This window comes from Psychroserpens mesophilus (assembly GCF_000826645.1).
GTDB lineage: Bacteria > Bacteroidota > Bacteroidia > Flavobacteriales > Flavobacteriaceae > Psychroserpens > Psychroserpens mesophilus.
The window spans coordinates 1-16,541 of the sequence record NZ_JXJP01000037.1 but is presented as its reverse complement, the minus strand read 5'-3'; the positions used below and the strand labels follow the sequence as shown (position 1 = coordinate 16,541).

Below are 16,541 nucleotides of genomic sequence, written 5' to 3'. Positions count from 1 at the left end.
CGTTAGCACAAATGAAAAACTAAAATACAAACAGAATGAAAAAACAAACCACAATTATTGCATTATTCTTAATTGCAAACTGTCTAATCGCATCATGTCAAAAAAAACAAACTGATTTAATAAAAGGTGTATGGCATTTCACGGATAAAAATGCTCCTAAATCAAACATAAAAACGTTAACAGAGGAAACTGAAAACGGAGAGATAAAAACCATAAATTTAGAAAAAGAATACGAAGAAACTGGTTCGCTGAATTTTTTCCTGACTTTTGAAAATGAAACTTTAACACAAAAAATGTTTGGATTAAAACTAACGAATGAATTTATAATTAAAGATGATCTAATTTATTTAGGTGAAGATGACAAACCATTTTTTAAAATAATAAAACTAAATAAAAAAGTATTAATTGTTGAAAGGATCGATAGCGGAAGACAAACTAAATATGGTAAATTATCATCTGATTCTCCATTATTGAAACTATCAGAATAATCACATGTGCTAACAACGTGTAAAGTTAATTGCTACTTCTCTATTCCATCGGAATAATAATTACAAAAACTTTAGTACATTTACTTAAGAAACAATTCGTTAAGTTTAGCCTTGCGTTTTGTTTCCAAACGGAATTTTCGCCAAAAAAGGCTCAGCCCAGCGCCAAAACGCAAGGCTAAAATCCCGCAACAAACCTTACACAAACACGTTACCCAACATTTGAGAGAAACATTGAGAAAACGAAAAATCATAGGAATTCATTTATTAACTTTTGTCATTTTGACAATCGTTTTGTTTTTTTCGGCTGAACCGTTATTAAACAAATTTGCTTCAGGAATTCACAATGTAGGAATGTGGTTGAATTTAATAATTTATGGAACAATCGGAATTTTGTTTTTGACAATAATTTCGTGTCTAATTTTTATAAAACAGAGAAATTAATGTTCTGGAAAAGAAAGAAAAATAAAAAAACGGAATTTAAATGCTCTGAATGTGGAAATGTCCATTCGGAATGGCCTGCTTTAGCATTTAAGTCGCCTGCGAATTACGACTTTCTATCCGATAAAGAAAAAACTGAACTTGGAAAATTAGAATCGGACTTTTGCGAAATTCATTACGAAGACCAAATTGACCGTTTTATAAGAGTAACACTTACTCAAAAAGTAAAAGGCGCTTGTGAAACTTTGGAATACGGACTTTGGGTATCATTAAGCGAAAAAAGTTATTTAGAATATAAAGAAAATTACAATAATCCGAATCACGAAACTGGATATTTTGGTTGGTTATGTAGCAATATTCCTGAATATGGAGATACATCTTCAATTCCTTGCGACGTAATGACAAAAAGTGGAAATGACAGACCTGAAATTTTTCCTCACGAAGATTTTGACCATCCTTTTGTTCGAGATTATTACGGCGGAATTTCAAAAACAGAAGCGGAAAACAGAATAAACGAAATGATAAAAAACGTTGGGTAACACCGTATATAGTTTATTGCTAGTTCTAGCCTACTTTCGAAAATCCTCGCGGATTTTCTATTCGGTTTGTATTTGCTAAATTAGTTGCTGAAACACGCAACGAAATCATACACAAACACGTTGTAACACATTTGACCAAAACAACAAAATGAAGAAATACAAATTAAACATTCTGACTTTTTTACTTCTAATTCCATTCATTGGAATTGGACAAATACCAAAAGGACATTTTTTGGATGCCGACAAAACAGCTGAAAGAGGATATAAAGTAAAGCCGTTTAAACAAGAAAAAGAGGGGATTTATCATTATGCAGTTTTGACCGAATTACCATTTGAAAATGATTGTGATTCTGGACTTTCGGAAAAAGAACAAATTGCTTGTTCCGAACAAAATTTAAGAAACTTTATTTACCCTAAACTTCCATCAAATATCGAATTTAAAGGCAATGTTTATGTTTATTTGACAGTTAAAGAGGATTCACAGGTTGAAAATGTAACTGTAAGTTCATATCCAAATTCGGAATCAACGAACGAACTCATAAAAGAGGCACTTAATTCAATCGAATTCAAACCAGGAAAATTTAATGACAAAATCGTTAAATCAAGACTTTGGACTTCATTCACCTTTCCTTCTTCATCAAACGAACTCTTTTCGGTTTCTTTGGAAAAAATGAAAAACGAAGAAAACCCAAAATATGAGGACTATGAAAATTTGATTTTCGATGCAAGTCAATATATTTTTTCAAATCCAGTTTATCCAAATGGCACTGAATTTAAATCAGCCACTCAAATTGTTGGATTTTGGATGAATAAAGATATTGGAATAGGAATACCAACCTTTGGAAAATTCTACGACGCTTTAACGAACGAAAACAAACAACAATTTCTTTATGTTGTTGCAATGATCAACTACGGATTAGACCAAAAGATAAATCACAACCGAATTTTGGAGTGCAAACCAAATGATGGACAGAAATATAGCGAACAAGAAGATGTAAAAGAAGTTCAACTTGGAGGAGCGAAAATCTTATTAGAATTTATTGGAGATAAGGAAAATAATGTTCCAATGAATTCAAAGACAAAAAAATATTATAAAGCTTACGAAAAAGGAGAGCTTGAAGAACAAATGAATAAATAAAAACGTGTTACAACAACGTGTATAATTAATTACTACTGATTTACCTAGCGGAAAATCCTCGAAATTAATTAACTTAGTCCTAAGCGGAAAACGATTCGCGTCCTTTCCCGTAACTAACCATAACACGAACACGTTGTGCTTCATTATGACCAACCACTAACCTATGATAAAATTCTTTAGAAAAATTAGGCAAAAAACTCTGACCGAAAATAAGTTCGGGAAATATCTGACTTATGCTATCGGAGAAATAATTCTTGTCGTAATTGGAATTTTAATTGCTCTATCAATTAATAATTGGAATGAAAACAGAAAAAATTCTATTGAAGAAAGAGCTACTTTAGAAAACTTATTAGAAAATTTAAATTTATCAAAAATTCAATCTGAACAACTAATATCTGAAGAGAACCAACTTAAGCAGAACTTGATTCAAATTCTTGGAGTTAACTCCAATAATACTAAAGTAAACACTGAAATAATTAGTGACTCGATTTTCAAAAATGCCGTTTGGGATTTACAAAGCGATATGCCAACTTTTAACTCATACAATAATTTGAAAAGCACTAATAAATTGAGTTTAATTAAGAATAAAAATATTAATGAAAAATTTACAGAATTAGAGTTTCGCCAAAATAAACTCAATGACATTCTCGAAGACAGATTGAGCGTGCATCAAATTCGTATAGATGATATACTTGAAAACGACATCAATTTCATCCCTTTAGTAAAATCTAACATACCAATTATTAATATTGAAAACGAATCGAAAAATAATTATTTGCAAGTACTAGAAATTAAAAGAATAAGAAATCTTCTTGGTATGAAATTGTCATTTACCCAAGATGTGATTGATTTTCGGAAAAACCTTGATACAGAAATTAAAGGTTTAATAATTTTAATAGAAAAGGAATTGAACGAAAAGAAATAACGAAAGCACAACAACGTGTATAATTCATGCTACACTTCTACTTCAATTAAAAATCTTATATTTAAACAACTGATTTGCTACATCTGAAAATCCTGCGGATTCTCAGCCGCACAAATCATACACAAAACAGTTGTGCTTCATTATCAGAAACTGCTAACCAATGATTAAATTCTTTAGAAAAATTAGACAAAAATTACTCTCTGAAAATGAATTCAGAAAGTATCTGATTTATGCAATTGGAGAAATTATTCTTGTGGTTATTGGAATACTAATTGCATTGCAAGTTAGTAATTGGAACAAAAAAAGAATAGACTCTGATTCTGAAAAAGAAACTCTTTTTGATTTAAAAGCAGAGATAAAATCTAATATAGAGGCACTGGAAATAATTATAGCTGAACACGAAAAATCTTTGGTTGCTGGAGAGGAAATTAAATCAATGATAATTGACACTAACAAGCTAAATAATATTTCCAATGATAGCTTGAAAACTATCTTAATTATAATGAACTATAATTATACCTACGACCCTAAACTTGGTATTTTGAATTCAGTAATAAATTCAGGTAAAATTAATCTTATTCAAAATAAAGAAATAAGATATATGTTGTCTTCAATAAATGAATTTATCATCGATGCAAACGAATCAACTAAAGTGATAGAAAAATTAAGAGGAGAATATTATTGGCCAAAGATTGCATCAAAAAGAGAAATAATAGATTATAACATACTCTCAAGGGATAACAAAAAATCTTTTCGAAATCCTGAATTTATTTGGTGGGTAGATTTCAATACTACTGTCAGGCAAGAAGGTTTAGACGAAGAGTATGAACTGCTGGAATTTCTTAAAAAAATCAATATTTTAATCGAATTAGAAATCAAAAAATAACGAAAGCACAACAACGTGTATAACTAATTGCTCAGTCTGTGTGTACTCGGAAAATCCTATCGGATTTTCCTACTGGTTCGGTTTCTTTTTGCTAACTTAGTTCTCGCCAACGCAACTAGCCATTACACGAACACGTTGTGCTTCATTATCAGAAACCGCTAACCAATGATAAAATTCTTTAGGAAAATTCGCCAAAACTTGCTCATGGAAAACAAAACTGGAAAGTATTTAAAGTATGCCATAGGAGAAATTGTACTTGTGGTAATTGGAATTTTAATAGCTCTTCAAATAAATAATTGGAATGAGAATTCCAAAGAAAGATATGTTGAACAAGAGTATCTCGTCTCTTTAAAGGAAGAATTTAATCATAATCTTATTGAATTAGATAGTGTTGTTAAGAGTAATACATTTAATCGGGATAATGCTGTAGAACTTTCAAACCTTATGGGACCAGATAGCCCAAGTATTACAGAAAAAGAATTTGCTGACTTGGCTATGAATATGACAAATTGGGAAGTACAATTTCGTCCAAATCAAGCTGTATTAGATGAAATCATTAGTTCTGGAAAACTTACGGTTTTCAGCAATGATAAACTAAAATTTACTTTATCTTCTTACTATGGAAAACTGTATAAAGTTAAATTTCAGGAAGAAGAACATTCGGAATTAAGGCGTGACATAATTGCCCTTATGAACACTCAAGGTAATGTAAAAAAAATGTTGATTGGAGAACAATGGGAGGATTTTGGAATAGGTAAAAGTAAATTTAAACTTGGAAACCTTCACTTATTACAGTCTCAAGAATTAGAAAATCAACTCGTAGATTTCATTTTAACATCGAGATATCTAAACACTCATTACTATTCAGAATTAAAACAAGAAATTGATTTGGTTTTAGAATTGATTGATAAAGAATTATTAAAATAACGAAAGCACAACAACGTGTATATCTCATTGCTACTATTTTTAATAGCATAGAAATTTTAAATACAATTTGTATATTTAACTTATCGGAAAATTTTAAGGTCCAAGCCTTGCTATTTTCCTCCAACGGAATTTTCGCCACGTGTGGCTCATCCGAAGCTAAAATAGCGTCGGCTTATTCCGCAACAAGATATACACAAACACGTTAGCTACAATGACCTAAAAACTCACGTAGAAAAATTAAGAACTACAAATGTTAAAAATACTATTCCTACTTTTTATCACATTATTCTTACCTATTGAGAATATTGCACAGGAAAATAGAGTAACTACTGGAAATAAAAATGGAACGCTTATAGCGATTGGTGGTGGAGAAATTGGTCACACTAACATTATGAAAGAATTTCGGAAACTAGCTGGTGGAGATTCTGCAAAAATAGTGGTTATACCAACTGCATTTGTTATGAATAACGAAATAGATTCTTTGCTACTTAAAAGAAATTTCAAAGAATATGGTATCCCAAATTTTACTATTTTACACACAAGCGATTCTATTGAGGCAAATACAGACGAATTTGTAAAACCGATTAAAGAAGCTACTGGTATTTATTTTACTGGTGGTAGACATTGGAGAATAGCAGACAGCTATTTAAATACCAAAGTACACGAAGAACTATTAAATTTATTGGACAGAGGTGGCGTGATTGCTGGTTCTTCAGCTGGAGCAACAATACAAGGTTCCTATCTAGCAAGAGGAGATACAAAAAACAATCAAATAATGATGGGAGACCACGAAATCGGATTCGGTTTTATTTCAAATATTGCGATTGACCAACACGTCTTAAGCAGAAATCGACAGTTCGATATGTTTACAATCCTAAAGAAAAAACCTGAACTTTTGGGTGTCGGAATTGATGAGAGTACAGCTATTGTAGTCAAAGGAGATATTCTAGAAGTCATCGGAGAAAGCTATGTTATTATCTACGACAAATCATTTTGGTCTATTGAGTCTAATCCTTTTGATGAGGATACTCATAAAAAATTACCGAATACAAACCAATTATTCTATTTTTTAAAAAGCGGAGATAAGTATAATTTAAGAGATAGAAAAGTCATTCGGAACTGAACATTATGGATAGTCACAGTAGCTAACAACGTGTAAAGTTAATTGCTACTTCTCTATTCCATCGGAATAATAATTACAAAAACTTTAGTACATTTAATTAAGAAACATTTCAATAAGTTTAGCCTTGCGTTTTGTTTCCAAGCGGAATTTTCGCCAAAAAAGGCTCAGCCTAACGCCAAAACGCAAGGCTAAAATCCCGCAACAAACCTTACACAAACACGTTAGCAGCAATTGAAAACCAACATTTAGCTAATTAATAAAATTAGTATATTTACGATGGACTTGTAGCTTAATAAGGCAAAGCACCCAGCAATGGGAAGTTCCCGGTTCAAATCCGGGCTTGTAGTGCGTATTGACTAAATACTCACTATAAGCCCTTTTTTATTTAAAATATGTTAGAAGTTTATAAAGCAAGTGTTCAAAATGTAAGAGAAATTAAAAGACAACGAGCGAAACTAAAACGTTTGTTTAATAACTCTATAAAAAGAAATGAAAAATCCTCTTTTGACGTCCTAACTACTCTTTACGCTTTATTGTATTCATCCTTTATGGAAGTTTGTTTTTTAAAAACTATTCATACACCATATGGATTAAGCGATAACGAAATTAAACAAGTTAATGCCGAAATTGTTGGCAACAGAATTCGCACAAGAAGTTTAGAACAAAAGTGGACGAAATGCCTTGAATTAGCGTTCCAAAAAATAGATAATCAAGCTAACAAAGGAGAACTACAAAATAAAAAGCAAAGGCTTGAAAGATTAATAAAAGAATTTATAATTGAACCAAGCCAAATAAGGAACAAAATTGCTCACGGACAATGGCATACAGCTTTGAACAGTCAGAATACCAAAATTAATCCAAGTACCTCAAAAAAACTGAAAGAATTGGATTTTGTAAAAATTGACATTTTATTTAGTGCTTATGAAAAAATCGGACAAGCTGTTGAGGATTTAATTGAAAGTCCGACAAAAGCACATTTCAATGATTTCTACAATCATATGTCTGAACTTGACGAGTTAATATTGGAAACGAAAAGTTGGACTTTGGAAAGTAAAATAAATTCATTAAAAGAAAAATTTGAGAGAATAGAAAAAGCAGTCCAAAAGAAAAGAAACAACAGCTGCTAACAACGTGTATAATTAATTACTACTGATTTACCTAGCGGAAAATCCTCGAAATTAATTAAATTAGTAACTTAACGGAAAACGACTCTCGTCCTTTTCCGTAACTAATCATAACACGAACACGTTGTGCGTCAGCAAGGAGAACGAGCTGCAAATATTGAAAGTAAAGTGAAAAATAAACCAATAATATATCTGATTATCCCGATTTTACTTTTGGCATGTTCGAATGCTGATAATAAAAAGAATTCATCTGTAATACACTTTGATAGCGGGTATTCATTGTATCAAGACACAATCCCAGTGGATATAAAGGGTGAAATGACTCATGCCTTGAAGTACCAAGATAAGTATTATGTTCTTATTAAACAGCGAGTTTTAAAGTATGGAGGCTATGGGAAAAGGTGGTTGTACATATTTTCGAATGGACAAGTGGAAAGAATTGTCGATTGTCCCAAAGAAATGAAGGCTGTGTATTTAGATTTTTACGCGAAGAATGATAGCCTGATTCTAAAACCTTATATGGACAAGCAGAGTTATTACCTTGATTTAGAAAATCACAAATGGATTAAGATTGACAAAACGGACGACTTAATTTATGAGGATGATAGTTTTCAAGTGTTCTCGTTAGATTTTGGAGAGTGGGGAGGAAAAACGTGGTTCAAGGAAAAAAGCACAGGACAAGAATACGTATTAGAAGCTACGACTCCTTTGGTAAACAAAATTGATTCGATTTATTATCTCACAAACTCATTTCAAGTAATTAAGATTAAGAATCCTCGTTTGCTGAACAAGTGCACTGATGACATAACATATGAAAACATTGAATCAACTGGAAAATCCTATTCTTGGTATGGCGAACCGAAAGGATTTGTCTATGTGTTTCAAGATACAACTGTTGACTATTTCGACTTTAACTTTCAATCTCACATTGTAAGTTCATTTGTTTTAAATAACAAACTATTACATATCTACGAAACTGACACAGCAGCATTTATTGCCAGACATCGTGGATATGTTATTGAACCCTATCAAAAAATCTTGGATAATGTAAGTTTTTATAACTGGCATTTTTCATACCGCTGTTCAAACTTAAATGGAAACAACGAGTTACTTAAATTCCGAACAAATGACGAGCAGATTTTTGGCTTGTTGGAAATGATAGTCAATGAGATTCATGTAACATATTTAAAGAACAGTGCGGAATTAAAACCTAGACTTATTGGAGCCGAAAGAGCAGACACCATCTTTGTAAATCGATTGAAAACAATTTTACCAAATCTCAGTAACTTAGAATTTAGCTCTATTGATTCAAAAGAGCAGTCATGGGGAAGCTTTGATATTACTCCAAATCATTACATTAGCGTTGGTAATGACTGGAATCCTAATAACTATACCATTGACACATGTAGGTCATATTTGGTGAAAGAGGATTCAACATTCTCAAATTCAATCATGTATTACGGAACTAAAGACAGTAATTTAGTTCGTGTTGTTTCGATTGATTGGGATTATAAGAGAAACCTCATGGACTCAGAATCTGAAGAGCATGCAAAGGAAACGTTTGATAATAAAACTAAGTTTCTAATTGATTATATCTCCCAAAAAATAGGAACACGGATAGAGAATGGAGACGAAAAGCATTTTACGAGGAGAACTTGGGAAACAAATTCAGGGATTGAACTATATTTATCATATAACAGAAAATATTACGGGATTAGATTGGTAATATATGAGAAGTAGAAATAATGCCGAACGCACAACAATAAATATACGTAATGCGGGGCGATTTTGTAAATTTGAACATTAAAACATTTAATAAATATTGTAGCGGTTTGATAGTGAAGTGCCTTTAAATCCCGCACTACGCATATTCTCAACGTTAGGCGCAATGTAACAAAACCATAATCTCTTCGTCTTCCATAAACAAACCATTATTAAAACCTTATGCCACAAAATTTATCGGAACGAAAAGAAACTTGGAAAACAATCTTTCTATTTCTTGCAATCGTTATTCTTCTTACTTCACCTTTTCATTATGCCATAGTTAATTTATATCCATCACGAATATATGTTGGAGCTATAATGTGGTGTCCTGCAATTGCTGCATTTATTACCTTAAAAATAAAAGGTCGTAAGATTTCATCTCTAAATTGGAATTGGGGAGATTGGAAATACATTCGATTGTCTTATTTTATTCCAGCTTTAGCTGGTATAATTACCTATATACTCATCTGGATTTTTGGATTTGGAAATTTAGCAAATGCAGATGTTATTACTGAATGGGCTAAAGAACTTCAATTAATGGGAATAGGAACTTTAAACACCATACCTATTGTAGTAATAGCCATACTCTTGTTAGGAACTGTTGAAGTTATTAGATCAGCCGCAACCACTTTAGGAGAAGAAATTGGATGGAGAGGTTTTTTTATTTATGAATTAAGAAAAGTGCTTTCTTTTACAAGTGTTTCTGTTTTTAGTGGAATTATTTGGGCAGCTTGGCATTGGCCGTTGTTCGTTTACTATAGTAATAATGCAATATTGGAATTTTTAGCCTTTTTGACTACTTGTATTTTTATGTCGTTTACTATGACATACTATACTTTTAAATCTAAAAGTCTCTGGCCAGCAGTAATTTTCCACGCAGTAAGTAATGTTTATATACAAAAAATAATGCCTCCTTTAACAACAAAAATTGAAGGAACAGAACATTGGCTTGGAGAAAATGGAATTATGTTTACAATTGTTACTTGTGTTTTTGGAATTTACTTTTGGAGAAAAGCAATTAAAGAAAAAATGTAAATAAAAACAAAGCGCCTAACAACGTGTATAGTTAATTGCTTTTTTGAGCTTACGTACGAAAATTCCGTTGGAATTTTCTCGGGTTCGTAAAAGTTTGCTAACTTAGTTGCTAAACCACGCAACTAAGCCATACACAAACACGTTAGCAATAATACCTGTCAAATACATATTTAAACAAGAACAATAATTTATAAATCAATATGCGAATTATCCATTTAATTGGAAATGGTTTTGATATAAACCATGGAATTAAAACAAGATATCCTGATTTTTACCAATACTATAGAGCAGTACATTCTGATAATTCAATAATTAACAAACTTAAAGAAGAAATAGCAAATGACCATGTTAATTGGTCAGATATGGAATTTGCATTTGGTAAACACACTTCAAAAATAACTTCATTAGAAGAATTAGATTTGATTGTTACAGATATAGCAAAAAATTTAGGAGAATACTTAAAAAAGCAAGAAGACAAGTTTGATTTCTCTAAAGTGAATAAAAGAAAAATTCATGAATATCTAGCTAATCCTGAAAATGTTCTATTACCAGCTGATAAAAATCAAATAACTAAATTCAAAAACAATTTCAAAAATCTTACTTGGACAACTGATATAGTAACTTTCAATTATACAAAAGTATTGGAAGAGATGCTTGGCAATGAATTTAAGAATATAAATATAGGCAATCATCATAATGGTTTAAGTAATACACTCAGAAGTATCGACCATATTCATGGATATACCAATAGACGCTTAATCTTCGGATTAAATGATATATCACAAGTTGAAAACGAAGAATTTCATAATAATCAGGACATTTTTGAGCTCATTATAAAAAGTGCAGCTAATCAAGCATCAAGAACAACTATTGATCAAAGAGTTATAACTAGAATTAAACAAGCAAATCTAATTTGCTTATTCGGTTCTTCAATTGGTGAAACAGACAAATGTTGGTGGGAATTAATTGGTGAATGTTTAAAAAAAGATATTAGATTGATTATTTATGATATTGATCCATTAATAGATGAATTGCTTCCTCAGAAAAAAATGAGGACTGAAAGAAAAATTATTGAAAAATTTCTTATAAAGACAAATCTTAGTAAAGAAGAAAAAAATTTAGCAAGAAATAGAATATTTATTGGATTAAACACTGATATGTTTAGTGATGTGTACTTATAAGTACTATTGCTAACAACGTGTATAATCAATTGCTAGTCTGTGTGTACTCGGAAAATGACTAACGCCCTTTTCCGTAACTAATCATAACACGAACACGTTGTGTGTAATTTAACAGTCTAATTATATTTAGTAATTATCTTTTTATAAACTCGAAATAAAATGACAAAAAACATAATACGAATTGAAAAACTTACGACAATTCAATACAATGGCGATATGGATTTAGAAGTTCCAACTACAATAGAATTAAGTAGAATGGATGAAGAAATGTTTTCTCATGAAACATGTCTCAGTGTTGTATTAAATCATCCTAAAGGTCTTCATCATCAATGTATAGACATAAAACTAAATCCTGGTCAAGTAAAGGAGTTAATTAAATCATTAATTGATATTCTATGAAATTGATATTTAATGATGATAAAAAATTCCCATATATTGATTTAGATCAAACTGTTGGTGATATCCATATTGATATTAATGGAGTATTTATAGAGTTTATTTCTAATCCTTTTATAAAAACTGTAAGTTTGGTTGATTTTATGTATGCTGATTTTAAGAAGTTTGACAATTCTATTTTTGTTCCTTGGTCTGAAATACACATGATTACTAATCAGCCTATTGAAGAATAAAATATAGTTTTTAGTTCTAAACTACACACAACAACGTGTATGGTCAATACTACCTAATTTTTCCAGCTGAAAAATTCTCACTTTATTTAACTATATTTATTTCAGGAAACATTTTGCAAGCTCAACCGCTCGCTTTGTTTCCCAACGGAATTTTCGCCAGAAAAAACTGGCTCATCCGAACCGCAAAACGTTCGGCTGAATTCCGTACAAACCATACACGAACACGTTGTGCTTCATTATGACAAACCACTAACCAATGATAAAATTCTTTAGAAAAATTAGACAAAACTTGCTAACGGAAAACAGAACTGGAAAGTATTTTAAGTATGCTATTGGAGAAATAGTACTTGTGGTTATCGGAATTTTGATTGCTCTATCAATAAATAATCACAATAACAATAGACAACAAAGGAAAATAGAACAGGCTTATTTGTTGTCTCTCCAATCTGAATTTAAAACAAACTTAGAGAAAATAAACAATTGTCTCACAGAAAATTATAATCAAGTGAAAGCAGTTGAGAATATGCTTACTTTATTTGATGATAATGTTCGTGACACGATAAGTGAAAAAGAAACATCAAATATTATACATTCAGTTTTTAAAGGAGTCACGACTTATATACCTTCAAAAGGAGTGCTGACTGATATTATTAGCTCTGGAAACCTCAATTTAATTCAAGATGAAAAACTAAGACAAAAGATTGCCTCTTTTGAGAGTACATTGGATTTTTTAAAAATACAAGAAGTTTCTATTCTCGAAATTCACAAAGAACTGCAAAAACAATTAAATGAAAATGGAAGTGTTCGAAAAGTATTGATTAATAAAGGCTTTAATTTTGAACATCAATCGATTTCCGATAGTGTGAGCAATAAAAAAGTTTTTGGTTTAATTAAATTTGAAAACACTCTTCTGGATTTCTATTTAACAATTAATGCAACAAATGGACAAAGGTTTTTTGGTGGAATAAAAGAACAAATAGAACAAATTTTAGTTGACCTTGATTCAGAAATAATAAAATAACGAAAGCACAACAACGTGTATAATTCATGCTCTACTTCTACTTCAATTAAAAATCTTATATTTAAACAACTGATTTGCCTCGACTGAAAATCTACCGATTCTCAATCGCACAAATCATACACAACACGTTGTAAGCAATTAAACGAAAAAATCTTGAGAAATAGAATATTACTTACAATTATAATCGTTTTGACTTTCTATTCTTGCGGAATTTTTAAAACGCATCATAAAGATAAACTAATTGATTTTGAAAACAACTCAATCAATAATCAATCACTAAAGTTAAATGGATATTATTATACTGAATTCGAATTTGAATTTGGAGAAAATTCACCACCTTTTATTGACGATTACATAAGAAAAACAGGAATAAAAAAAATAAAATATTTATCTGTATTTTTTATTTACGAAGATGGTTTTATAATTAAAGTTGGAGGAATTAACGGACTTTCACATTTTTATTGTGCAGAAAAAGACACTTATGAAAACACATATGAGAGCGCACACAAAACAATTGAACTAATGCTAAAATCCCAAAACTCATCTGAAAGAAGAACTAAACGTATTTGTGGATTTAGTCCTAAAGACATTGGTGATAAAGGTTTAGCCGAAATTGATAATAATAATATTAAAGTTCAATTCTATAGCATTGAAATGCAAAATCCAACAAAAGACTCTTTCAATTCAGCATATTTATATGAATTAAACGGAACTATAAAATCGGACACAAGTTTTGTAATAAAAAGTGAAATGGAATTCAGGACTAACAAAAAAAGAACTGAAAATAAAATATTCAAATTTAGACAAACTGACCAGAAACCAAACATTGAAAATTATTTTAAAAGTAATATTAATCGATTCAACTAACTGCTTACAACAACGTGTATAATTCATGCTTTACTCCTACTTCAATTAAAAATTTATATATTTAACAATATGATTTCCAACGACTGAAAATCCTGCGGATTCTCAATCGCACAAATCATACACAAGCACGTTGGCAGTAAGGTAAAAACATCATGACAAAGAAAGAAATTATAGATAAAATACTCGAATCGGACATTTTTAAAAAGTGGCATTTCTTTAAGTATCATTTTGACTTATATAATAAGGGCAGTGAACATTTATTAGCCAAATCAATAGTCGATGCAATACTGGAGATTGAAAACCAAATCACAAATGCAGGACTTGATTACATAAACAAAATTGCTTCAATAAATAATAAAGAAAATGAAACAAAGCATTATGACCAACTACTGCAAGTATTGGCAGAATTACTGATTGTCCATCATGCAATTTCATTTGACTGGCCTGAACTGGTTGAATACATTTATGAACCAACATCAACTAAATCAAATAAAAATCCAGAGCTTTTAATCAAGTACAAACAATTTGAAGTTGGAATTGAGGTAAAAGCACCTGAATTAGTTAAAAAACAAAATGAACGTGGAACAAAGCCACAACAATTACCCTCAAGAAGTGGAATCATAAAATCTGTGGATATTGAAAAAACAATGTTGCCAAGAGACAATCCAGTAAAAGATTTCTTAATAAGTACGGATAAAAAATTTGCCGGATTTAAAGCTGATAACCCTGAATTTTATGGTGTATTAGTAATTGTTTGGGATGATTTTATCTATGAACCAATATCCTCACTTACGAGCCCTCAATCTGGACTATTTACAGAAAATTCATTCGCAATAAACGAAAAGGATGAGGTCCTTAAATTCCCGAATGTTGATTGTGTTATTATTACTCGACACCTAAGACCTATAAAAAGAGGAACTCGTGACGAGCCTTTGCCTGATATGTGCTTACATCCTCTTGACTATGGAAGGTCAGGTGAGTTTCCATTTAAAGTTTACATTAAAAATCCTAATAGTAATTTAAGTATACCTTCAGAAGTTTTGGATTGTTTTCAAGCACTAAAACCTGGTCCAGAATTAGGAGCTGAATATTTACCATCAGATTTCATAACATGGTTCGGCAAATAAAAAACCCAACTGCCAACAACGTGTATAGTTCATTGCTCGGAAATTCCTATCGGAATTTCTATCGCTTCTGAACAATGGGTTCCTGTTTATTTGCTAACTTAGTGCAGACGCAACGAAACCATACACAAAACCGTTGGGTGCAATTTAAAACGAACGACATTGAGTTACGGAAAATTTTTAGACGAAGTTGGTCAATATTATCAAGAAAGAAAAAAATCTAATCTTTCAGAACAGTCTTGGGAACAAAATAGAGACGATACTCGTGATAAATGGATTGAACAAAAACGATATTCTGAATTGATTGCTTTTATTCACGAAAATTGGGATTCTGGACAATGGGATGAATTCTTTGAACCTCTGGAAAAGAACTTAATAGAGAACAAACTTGAAAAGGAATTTATTAAATTTTGGAAAGGTTTATTAAGGATTCGTGTAAATGATTTTTGGACCTACTTAAAATACTACAAAGAAAGTGGAAATCGCTACCAAAATTGGACGGAAAGAATATCAAACCAAAAAACGTTGATTAAAGATGGAATTGATAGATTTAAAAAAGGATTATCCATTTTTAACAACGCAACTGAAATCACAAAACTAAATTCCATATTAGATAATGTTAATACATTAGAAAAACCTAGACCAAAAAAAACAACAGATAAAAGAAAGATTGACGAAGAACTATTTTGGCAACTTATTGAATTAAACAGAAAAAAATCAGAGGACAAAATTGATTTTATAGAAAATCTATCTAATCAATTAGAGGAATTCAAACCGACAGAAATAAAAAAATTCGAAAGAACATTTTTGACTAAATGCCAAGAATTAAATCGCTGGGAAATTTGGGCTTTGGCATATATTGCAAGACGTGGATGTGGTGATGATGCATTTGACTATTTTAAGGCTTGGGTAATTTCAAAAGGAAAAAAAACATTTAAAGACATTAAAACTCTAACCATTCCGAATTTAAAACAACACTTTGACGAAGACCCACAACTTGAAGAAATGTTTTATCTTTCAGAGAATGTTTATGAAAATAAAACTGGCGAATTAATGTCGCCTGTGAGAGTTAAAAAACAAAAGTTATCTGGAAAGGAATGGAAAGAAGAAAATTTAGAAAAGGAATTTCCAGAAATTTGGAAAATATTTGAACATAAAAAAACTGCACCCAACACCGTGTATAATTAATTACTGCTGATTTACCTATCGGAAAATCCTTGAAATTAATTAACTTAGTAACTTATCGGAAAATGACTAACGCCCTTTTCCGTAACTAATCATTACACGAACACGTTAGCTACAATTTTAAGAATTGTACTTTCCTGAAATAGG

17 protein-coding genes are annotated in these 16,541 nt (G+C 30.8%); all 17 read left to right on the top strand.

Annotated elements, in window-relative coordinates; genetic code table 11:
• The first annotated feature begins 35 nt into the window (after window positions 1–35).
• Window positions 36–488 (top strand): hypothetical protein, encoded by a 453-nt coding sequence (locus TD18_RS16200; protein ID WP_040254755.1) that lies wholly within the window; start codon window positions 36–38, stop codon window positions 486–488.
• A gap of 440 nt (window positions 489–928) precedes the next feature.
• Entirely contained in the window at window positions 929–1,465 is a 537-nt protein-coding gene (locus tag TD18_RS16195) for a DUF2199 domain-containing protein (protein ID WP_040254762.1), read from the top strand.
• 148 nt (window positions 1,466–1,613) lie between these two features.
• Window positions 1,614–2,603, top strand: coding sequence for an energy transducer TonB (locus tag TD18_RS16190; protein WP_040254753.1), 990 nt, complete (start codon window positions 1,614–1,616; stop codon window positions 2,601–2,603).
• A 163-nt stretch (window positions 2,604–2,766) separates the two neighbouring features.
• Window positions 2,767–3,528 (top strand): DUF6090 family protein, encoded by a 762-nt coding sequence (locus tag TD18_RS16900; protein WP_052461230.1) that lies wholly within the window; start codon window positions 2,767–2,769, stop codon window positions 3,526–3,528.
• Between the two features lie 160 nt (window positions 3,529–3,688).
• On the top strand, window positions 3,689–4,414 hold the full coding sequence (locus tag TD18_RS16180) for a DUF6090 family protein (protein WP_040254751.1): 726 nt from the start codon (window positions 3,689–3,691) through the stop codon (window positions 4,412–4,414).
• A 204-nt stretch (window positions 4,415–4,618) separates the two neighbouring features.
• A complete protein-coding gene (locus TD18_RS16895) occupies window positions 4,619–5,341 on the top strand; it encodes a DUF6090 family protein (protein ID WP_052461229.1) in 723 nt (240 codons plus the stop codon).
• Window positions 5,342–5,591: 250 nt separating this feature from the next.
• Window positions 5,592–6,464, top strand: a complete 873-nt coding sequence (locus TD18_RS16170) for a cyanophycinase (RefSeq protein WP_040254749.1) — start codon at window positions 5,592–5,594, stop codon at window positions 6,462–6,464.
• 392 nt (window positions 6,465–6,856) lie between these two features.
• Complete coding sequence (locus tag TD18_RS16165; protein ID WP_040254747.1) at window positions 6,857–7,591, top strand: hypothetical protein; 735 nt, start codon at window positions 6,857–6,859, stop codon at window positions 7,589–7,591.
• Between the two features lie 123 nt (window positions 7,592–7,714).
• Window positions 7,715–9,328, top strand: coding sequence for a hypothetical protein (locus TD18_RS16160; protein WP_040254746.1), 1,614 nt, complete (start codon window positions 7,715–7,717; stop codon window positions 9,326–9,328).
• A gap of 204 nt (window positions 9,329–9,532) precedes the next feature.
• Window positions 9,533–10,387, top strand: a complete 855-nt coding sequence (locus TD18_RS16155; RefSeq protein ID WP_040254744.1) for a CPBP family intramembrane glutamic endopeptidase — start codon at window positions 9,533–9,535, stop codon at window positions 10,385–10,387.
• 200 nt (window positions 10,388–10,587) lie between these two features.
• On the top strand, window positions 10,588–11,568 hold the full coding sequence (locus TD18_RS16150; protein WP_040254742.1) for an AbiH family protein: 981 nt from the start codon (window positions 10,588–10,590) through the stop codon (window positions 11,566–11,568).
• Window positions 11,569–11,727: 159 nt separating this feature from the next.
• Window positions 11,728–11,967 carry a hypothetical protein gene (locus TD18_RS16145; protein ID WP_040254740.1) on the top strand — a complete coding sequence of 80 codons (240 nt, stop codon included), beginning with the start codon at window positions 11,728–11,730 and terminating at the stop codon, window positions 11,965–11,967.
• Window positions 11,964–12,197, top strand: a complete 234-nt coding sequence (locus TD18_RS16140; RefSeq protein WP_040254738.1) for a hypothetical protein — start codon at window positions 11,964–11,966, stop codon at window positions 12,195–12,197. The genes TD18_RS16145 and TD18_RS16140 overlap by 4 nt, the downstream gene beginning before the upstream one ends.
• 256 nt (window positions 12,198–12,453) lie before the next feature.
• Window positions 12,454–13,218 (top strand): DUF6090 family protein, encoded by a 765-nt coding sequence (locus tag TD18_RS16890; protein WP_052461228.1) that lies wholly within the window; start codon window positions 12,454–12,456, stop codon window positions 13,216–13,218.
• A 153-nt stretch (window positions 13,219–13,371) separates the two neighbouring features.
• Window positions 13,372–14,085, top strand: a complete 714-nt coding sequence (locus tag TD18_RS16125; RefSeq protein WP_040254734.1) for a hypothetical protein — start codon at window positions 13,372–13,374, stop codon at window positions 14,083–14,085.
• 152 nt (window positions 14,086–14,237) lie between these two features.
• Window positions 14,238–15,212, top strand: coding sequence for a hypothetical protein (locus tag TD18_RS16120; protein WP_040254732.1), 975 nt, complete (start codon window positions 14,238–14,240; stop codon window positions 15,210–15,212).
• A 159-nt stretch (window positions 15,213–15,371) separates the two neighbouring features.
• Window positions 15,372–16,397, top strand: a complete 1,026-nt coding sequence (locus TD18_RS16115; RefSeq protein WP_040254731.1) for a DUF4240 domain-containing protein — start codon at window positions 15,372–15,374, stop codon at window positions 16,395–16,397.
• Window positions 16,398–16,541: the final 144 nt, after the last annotated feature.

Coding starts and splice junctions, on each gene's coding strand:
- TD18_RS16145 (WP_040254740.1), top strand. CDS start 11,728: ATGACAAAAAACATAATACGAATTGAAAAACTTACGACAATTCAATAC.
- TD18_RS16120 (WP_040254732.1), top strand. CDS start 14,238: ATGACAAAGAAAGAAATTATAGATAAAATACTCGAATCGGACATTTTT.
- TD18_RS16180 (WP_040254751.1), top strand. CDS start 3,689: ATGATTAAATTCTTTAGAAAAATTAGACAAAAATTACTCTCTGAAAAT.
- TD18_RS16900 (WP_052461230.1), top strand. CDS start 2,767: ATGATAAAATTCTTTAGAAAAATTAGGCAAAAAACTCTGACCGAAAAT.
- TD18_RS16895 (WP_052461229.1), top strand. CDS start 4,619: ATGGAAAACAAAACTGGAAAGTATTTAAAGTATGCCATAGGAGAAATT.
- TD18_RS16155 (WP_040254744.1), top strand. CDS start 9,533: ATGCCACAAAATTTATCGGAACGAAAAGAAACTTGGAAAACAATCTTT.
- TD18_RS16890 (WP_052461228.1), top strand. CDS start 12,454: ATGATAAAATTCTTTAGAAAAATTAGACAAAACTTGCTAACGGAAAAC.
- TD18_RS16165 (WP_040254747.1), top strand. CDS start 6,857: ATGTTAGAAGTTTATAAAGCAAGTGTTCAAAATGTAAGAGAAATTAAA.
- TD18_RS16150 (WP_040254742.1), top strand. CDS start 10,588: ATGCGAATTATCCATTTAATTGGAAATGGTTTTGATATAAACCATGGA.
- TD18_RS16190 (WP_040254753.1), top strand. CDS start 1,614: ATGAAGAAATACAAATTAAACATTCTGACTTTTTTACTTCTAATTCCA.
- TD18_RS16200 (WP_040254755.1), top strand. CDS start 36: ATGAAAAAACAAACCACAATTATTGCATTATTCTTAATTGCAAACTGT.
- TD18_RS16170 (WP_040254749.1), top strand. CDS start 5,592: ATGTTAAAAATACTATTCCTACTTTTTATCACATTATTCTTACCTATT.
- TD18_RS16195 (WP_040254762.1), top strand. CDS start 929: ATGTTCTGGAAAAGAAAGAAAAATAAAAAAACGGAATTTAAATGCTCT.
- TD18_RS16140 (WP_040254738.1), top strand. CDS start 11,964: ATGAAATTGATATTTAATGATGATAAAAAATTCCCATATATTGATTTA.